This is a genomic window from uncultured Megasphaera sp., from assembly GCF_900539295.1.
In the GTDB taxonomy this organism is placed as follows: domain Bacteria; phylum Bacillota; class Negativicutes; order Veillonellales; family Megasphaeraceae; genus Megasphaera.
On the sequence record NZ_UQBH01000010.1, the window covers coordinates 68,250 to 75,086 of the forward strand.

Consider the following 6,837-nt stretch of genomic DNA (forward strand, 5'->3'; position numbering starts at 1 on the left):
TGCCGAACCGGGGGAAATGAGCGTATAATTTTCCCATATAGAAAGATATATAGAGGGAGTGTTTTTAACTATGAAGTACATGACGGGTAATGAAATCCGCAAGGCCTATTTACAATTTTTTAAGAGCAAGGAACATCTGATCCTGCACAGTTTTCCCCTCATTCCGGAAAACGACCCCAGTCTGCTTCTCATCGGCGCCGGCATGGCTCCGCTCAAACCGTACTTTACGGGCAAACTCGTACCGCCGTCGTACCGCGTTACGACCAGCCAGAAGTGCATTCGGACAGGGGATATCGACAACGTAGGCCGCACGGCCCGTCATCATACGTTTTTTGAAATGCTCGGCAACTTCTCGTTCGGCAACTATTTCAAGAAAGAAGCCATTTCCTGGGCTTGGGAATTTCTGACGGAAGTACTCGAACTGGACAAGAGCAAATTGTACGTTACTATTTATCCTGACGATAAAGAAGCCTATGATTACTGGCATAATATGATCGGTCTTGCCGACGAACGAATCTTCAAATTCGATGACAACTTCTGGGAAATCGGCGAAGGCCCCTGCGGTCCGGACAGCGAAATCTTCTACGACCTCGGCCCTGAACGCGGCTGCGGCCAGCCTACGTGCAACGTCGGCTGTGACTGCGACCGGTACCTTGAAATCTGGAACCTCGTCTTCACCCAGTTCAATCGGACGAAAGACGGGAAATACGAACCCCTCGAAAAGAAAAACATCGATACCGGCTGCGGCCTGGAACGACTGGCTTCGGTCATTCAGCAGAAGGAATCGAACTTTGAAACAGACCTGATCTTCCCGATTATCGAAAAGGTTATTGCCATCAGCCACGGCGATTACAACGATCCCCAGCAGAAGGTCGCCATGAAGGTCATTGCCGACCATATCCGGGCTATTACGGTCATGATTTCTGATGGTATCCTGCCGTCCAATGAAGGCAGAGGCTACGTCCTTCGCCGCATCTTGCGCCGTGCCGTCCGTTTCGGCCGCCTCCTCGGCATCCGCGACATGTTCCTCGGCAGCCTCGTCGATACGGTCATGGACATCCTCGGTGATGAATATCCGGAACTTCGGGAACGTCAGGAACTGATCAAACAGATCATCGACACGGAAGAAAAACAATTCAGCGCTACCCTGGCTCAAGGCATGGAACTCTTGAACGACATGATGAGCCGGAGCGACAATAAAATTCTCTCGGGCGACGACGTATTCAAGCTCTACGATACGTACGGCTTCCCCATGGAACTGACCGAAGAAATTGCCGGTGAAAACGGTATGACCATCGACACCGACGGTTTTGAAGCAGCCATGAAAGAACAGCAGGAACGGGCTCGTGCTGCCCGGGCTGACGTATCGGCTAAAGTAGCAACGCCCGACACGACGAAACTCGACCAGTCGAAACTGATCAACGACCCGACGGCTACGAAAGCCTCCATCGTCATGATCGGCAAAGGCGGCGTCGAAGTCGATGCAGCCCAGGCCGGGGAAGAAGTGACGATCATCGTCGACAACAACCCCTTCCACGCCGAAGGCGGCGGCCAGCTCAGCGATACGGGGACTATCTCCGGTGCAAAGGTAAAGGCCAGCGTCACCGATGCTAAAGCCCTGCCGAACGGCTTGGTATACCTCATTGCCACCGTCGATGAAGGAACCCTTCAAAAGGGCGATGCCGTCGACGTTGCCGTTCACGGCGAACGCCACTTGAACCTGGCCCGCAACCATACGGCAACCCACCTCCTGCAGGCAGCCCTGCGCAAGGTTTTGGGCAACCACGTCAATCAGGCCGGCTCCTTAGTCACGCCGGATCACCTGCGCTTTGACTTCACCCATTTCTCGCCCGTTACCCAGGCCGAACTCGATGCTATCGAAAGCCTGGTCAATGAAGAAATCCTCAAAAATATCCCCGTTGCCATCGAAGAAATGCCCATCGACGATGCCAAAGAAAAGGGTGCCATGGCTTTATTTGGCGAAAAATACGGCGACATCGTCCGCGTTGTTTCCGTCGATGACTTCAGCTGTGAACTCTGCGGCGGTTCCCACGTCGACAATACGTCGGTCATCGGGTCCTTCCGCATTACCGGTGAAACCGGGACCGGTTCCGGCGTCCGCCGCATCGAAGCCGTCACCGGGGCAGCTGCCCTGGCTCTGGCGAAGGACGAATCCCGTGAACTGCAGCAGTTGGCCGACATGCTCAAAGCTAAGGTCGGTGATACGACGGCGAAATTAGAAGCCCTCCTGGCTCAGGCCAAAGGGATGGAAAAAGAACTGGCTCAGCTCAAGAAAGATGCAGCTATGTCCGATATGGACAGCATCTTAGCCGGAAAAGAAGATATCGGCGGCGTCTCGGTCATCACGGCCGTAGCTCAAGCCGATTCCATGGACAACCTCCGCGACTTGGCCGACTCCGTCCTCGATAAGGCCGGCAGCGGCGTCGTCCTCTTGGGGATGGCTCACGACGGCAAGGTCAACTTCGTCTGCAAAGTCGCCAAAGCCGACGTCAAACGCGGCCTCCATGCCGGTAAGATCATCAAGGCAGCCGCTCAGGCAGCCGGCGGCAACGGCGGCGGCCGTCCCGATATGGCCCAGGCCGGCGGCAAAGAACCGGAAAAATTAGCCGATGCGCTGAAAGCCGGTGCCGATGCCGTCCGCGATATGTTAGGATAAATTTTTGGCAGTCATGCCAATTGAATAAAAAGGATGTGATTGAATAATGGCAGTTAATGACGAAACGATGATTATGCAAAACCGCAGCGAAGAACAGACCGTTGCCTCCATGATTCTCGAAGATGTTTATCACGCATTGGAAGAAAAAGGGTATAATCCAATCAATCAGATCGTCGGCTATCTGCTGTCCGGTGATCCGACGTACATTACGAGCCACAACAACGCTCGCAGCAATATCCGGCGCATCGAACGGGACGAACTCATTGAAGAATTAGTCCGTTCTTACGTCAAACAGCGGAACTTATAGGAGGAACATGCGAATTTTAGGACTCGACGTCGGTTCCAAGACGATAGGCGTTGCCTGCAGCGACGCCCTGCTGATTACGGCCCAAGGCGTAGAAACGATTCGCCGTAAGTCTGATGAAGCAGACTTCGCCCGCTTGCACGAACTGATTAAAGAAAAAGAAGTACACTGCATCGTCGTAGGCAAACCACGCCATATGAATGGTGATTACAGTGATAACATGAAACATATCGAAGAATTCGTTCAACGATTCCAGAAAACCGTCCCGAACGTAGACATTGTCTATTGGGATGAACGCCTGACGACCATCATGGCCCAGAATGTATTAAAGGAAGGAAATGTGCGGCGCGAAAAGCGCAAGCAATTTGTCGATAAAATGGCGGCAATCCTTATTTTACAAAATTATTTAGACGCTCATGCTCACTAAGGAGGACTATCATGTCGGAAGAAATGAACAACGAATTAGAAGAAGTTATCATCGTTACCGCAACGGATGACGAAGGCAATGAAGTAAACTATCAGGAAGTACAGCGCATCGACTTGGACGGAAAAGTATTCGCACTCCTCGTCGAAGTCCCTGACAGTGAAGACGACGCTGATGACGATGACGGCGATGCTATTGTAGCCCGCGTCGACATGGAAGACGGTGAAGAAGTCTATGTAGCTCCGACGGATGAAGAATTCGACGCAGCCAACGCAGCCTTCGATGAACTTTTTGCAGAATAATGATTCAGTAGGTACTGTCCCGGGATAAGTCCTTGGGGCAGTTTCCTCATTTCTTATTGCAGTAAGGATGACTTAGGGACTCGTGCCTCGGCAACATGGCCGGATGCGAAGTCCCTTTTCAAGTGGGGGAGAAAGATGGAACTGCCATCAATACAGCAATTGCGGAATTTTGTCATTTACAGCAAATACGGCAACTTTACGGCCGCGGCCAAGGCGGCTAACATTACCCAGTCGGCCTTCAGCGCCCAGATGAAGAAACTCGAAGAACTCCTTGGCGTGCGCCTTATCGAGCGGTCTAACCGCGGCAGCCACCTTACGCCGGAAGGGAAGGCCTTCTATACCAAGATAAGCCATATCCTCGGCGAACTGGAAGCCGTCGTCAGTGAACTTCCCGGAAGGGCTGCGACGGCTCAGCCTCTGGCCGTCGGCATCATGCTGTCCTTAGGCGACGTCCACATGAATCGCCACCTGGCCTATTTTCAGGACCATCACAGCGGCGCGTCCTTCCGGGTCTATAATTTGGAAGTGCGGGAAATGCTCCAATGGCTGAAGGATGACCGCTTGGACATCGTATCCTTGTTTTACCTGCCGAGCCTTGATCTCGACGACTATGAAAAAGTCTTCTTTGGGACCGATGACATCGTCTATTATAAGCCTGATCTCGACGTCGCCGGCCCGTCCATTTCGGCCTGTGCCGTAGCGGCCGAGCCCTTGGCTCAATACTCGCCGCAGTACGAGATGAATGCCTATATAGGCCGCTATTTCACGACCAGCGGCTGTCCGCCGCAGAAGACCAAGGCCTGGTTCTCGACGCCTTATGCCATGCTTAATTACTGTCAGCAGAACCATATCGGGGCCTTGCTGCCCGAACGGTTCTTACAGGCCATGGGCGTCGGCAAAGACTACTGTCGTCTCGAACCGCCCATTCATTTGCCCTGTTATCTGGTCTACAAAAAGAACAATCCCAAGTACGCTGCGATCCAAGTATTTGTCGAGTATATCCGCCGCGTCTACCATATCGAACCGTAAGTCAGAAAGATATTTGTCATCAAAAAAAACGATGACAAATATCTTTTTTTTCTGTTATACAAGGAGCGGCGGAAGGTGTAGAATCTAGCTTGCAAATACGAAAGGAGCAGTGAATGCTGTATGTCAAATCAATCACTTTGGAACAAGGATTTCCTGCTTGACACGGGAATCAACTTCGTCGTCTACCTCATCTATTATTTGTTAATGGTCATCATCGCCGTCGTCGCCAAAGACCAGCTCCATGCCTCCCTGGGGGAAGCGGGACTTGCCTCGGGCATCTTCATCGTCGGCACCCTCTTGGCACGCCTTCAGTTCGGCAAGGCCATTGAACTCTACGGCCGCCGCATGTCCCTTTATGGCGGCATCATCTTTTATTTCGTAACGACCTTATTGTATTTCTACATCCCCAATTTGGCTATCCTCTACGGCATCCGCTTCCTCAACGGCATGGCCTACGGCATCGTATCGACGGCGACCAACACCATCGTCGCCTCCTGTATTCCTCCTGAAAAAAGAGGCCAGGGCATTAACTACTACGGCCTCAGCACCAGCCTGGCAGCCGCTGTCGGCCCCTTCCTGGGTATGCTCCTCATCGTCCTTACCAACTTCACCTTCATCATTACCCTCTGCGCCGTCTTGGTCGGCCTGTGCATGATCGGCTGCATCATCCTTCATATCGATGAAATTGAACTGACAGACGAACAGATCGCCAAGATGAAAGCCATGAGCCTCGACAACTACGTCGAATACCGGGTACTCATCATCTCCATCATCGGTTTCTTCATGGGCTTTGCCTATTCCAGCGTCCTGACCTTCCTAGCCGCCTACGCCCGAGAAATCAACTTAGTCGAAGCAGGAACCTTCTTCTTCGTCGTCTACGCCGTCGTCATCACCATCACGCGGCCTATGACGGGCATCGTCTTCGACCGCAAAGGCGAAAACTACGTCCTCTATCCGTGCTATATCTGTCTGGCCATCGGCCTCTTCCTGCTGAGTATTACCGGCACGTCGTGGCAGCTCCTCCTGTCCGGTGTCTTCGTCGGCCTCGGCTATGGGACCTTCATGTCGAACGGTCAGGCCGTCTGCATCAAACTGACGCCGCCGTACCGCATCAGCGTGGCCTTGTCGACGTACTTCGTTGCCCTTGACCTCGGCCTCGGCGTCGGGCCTTACGTTCTCGGAAGCTTCCAAGGCCTTCTGACCTTCCCTCAGCTCTACATCGTAGCCGGTGTCGTAGCTGCTGCCTGCTTCGTTCTGTATTATCTCTTCTATGGACGGAAAATCAACCTCATCAATCGTGCCGTCCGTATCTATATTCACGCCTAGGTGTATCATATATTTCATTTTCCCCGGACTCAGGGACTGTGCCGTACTCTTCGGCGCGGTCCCTTTTTTGGATCTTGGGAGCGTGTTTGAAGTTTCGCTTTCAGTCGGTTATAATGGACGAAAGGAGAACTTATGACTACGAAAACAAAGATACTTTCCCTGGTGGCGGCTGTCTGCGTCGTCCTCAGCCTCTTTTTCTGGCCCGAGAAAGAACCGGACGCCTACAGCTCGGCGACGATCGAAGCGGCCGAAGAGGTGAGCCGGGCCGAAACGGAAATGCTGGCTCCTGATGAACGCCTTTACGGCTCGAATGGAGAAGTGCGCCTGCAAAGCTTATATAATGAAAAACCGGTCTGTCTCTTCTTCTGGGCCGTCTGGAGTGACGACAGCTTGAAGAATCTGGCCGTCATGGAAGACATGTATCAAAAGTACGGACAGGATATTTCCTTCGTTGCCGTCCCCGTCGGACCCGATGCCGAAGAGAGTGCGGAATACTGTCGGAAAGAAGGCTATGAAATTCCCGTCTATAAAGGGGACGGCCAGCTTTTCCGAGACTATGGCATCAGCAACGTACCGCAGGTCATCTTCATTGCCCGCGGCGGTCAAATGAGTCGGCCTTATGGCGGTCTCGTGACCCGCCGTCAGATTGAATATGCCTTGGCGCAGATTCAAGGTTGATTGTATAATGAATTCGGACATATAAAAAGAGACATAAACGGGGATCTCTGTTATGATAGATTCACCACAAAACACCATTAGGAGGTCTCCGCCATGT

The 6,837-nt window shown here is 52.6% G+C and carries 7 protein-coding genes; all 7 read left to right on the forward strand.

What is annotated here, in order from left to right:
- Nucleotides 1-79 precede the first annotated feature (79 nt).
- The 7 genes from alaS to QZQ46_RS05075 all read left to right on the forward strand — a co-directional run bounded on the left by alaS (nt 80) and on the right by QZQ46_RS05075 (nt 6,740).
- The gene (gene alaS, locus QZQ46_RS05045; RefSeq protein WP_296827450.1) at nt 80-2,677 is read left to right on the forward strand and encodes an alanine--tRNA ligase; all 2,598 of its coding nucleotides are present in this window, start codon (nt 80-82) and stop codon (nt 2,675-2,677) included.
- A gap of 46 nt (nt 2,678-2,723) precedes the next feature.
- A complete protein-coding gene (locus QZQ46_RS05050) occupies nt 2,724-2,984 on the forward strand; it encodes an IreB family regulatory phosphoprotein (protein WP_044504192.1) in 261 nt (86 codons plus the stop codon).
- Nucleotides 2,985-2,991: 7 nt separating this feature from the next.
- On the forward strand, nt 2,992-3,408 hold the full coding sequence (ruvX, locus tag QZQ46_RS05055; RefSeq protein ID WP_044504191.1) for a Holliday junction resolvase RuvX: 417 nt from the start codon (nt 2,992-2,994) through the stop codon (nt 3,406-3,408).
- Between the two features lie 11 nt (nt 3,409-3,419).
- Nucleotides 3,420-3,707, forward strand: a complete 288-nt coding sequence (locus QZQ46_RS05060; protein WP_296827428.1) for a DUF1292 domain-containing protein — start codon at nt 3,420-3,422, stop codon at nt 3,705-3,707.
- 135 nt (nt 3,708-3,842) lie between these two features.
- Complete coding sequence (locus QZQ46_RS05065) at nt 3,843-4,736, forward strand: LysR family transcriptional regulator (RefSeq protein WP_292278322.1); 894 nt, start codon at nt 3,843-3,845, stop codon at nt 4,734-4,736.
- Between the two features lie 120 nt (nt 4,737-4,856).
- Complete coding sequence (locus tag QZQ46_RS05070) at nt 4,857-6,062, forward strand: MFS transporter (protein WP_225069734.1); 1,206 nt, start codon at nt 4,857-4,859, stop codon at nt 6,060-6,062.
- A 132-nt stretch (nt 6,063-6,194) separates the two neighbouring features.
- Nucleotides 6,195-6,740, forward strand: a complete 546-nt coding sequence (locus tag QZQ46_RS05075; RefSeq protein ID WP_296827434.1) for a thioredoxin family protein — start codon at nt 6,195-6,197, stop codon at nt 6,738-6,740.
- Nucleotides 6,741-6,837 lie beyond the last annotated feature (97 nt).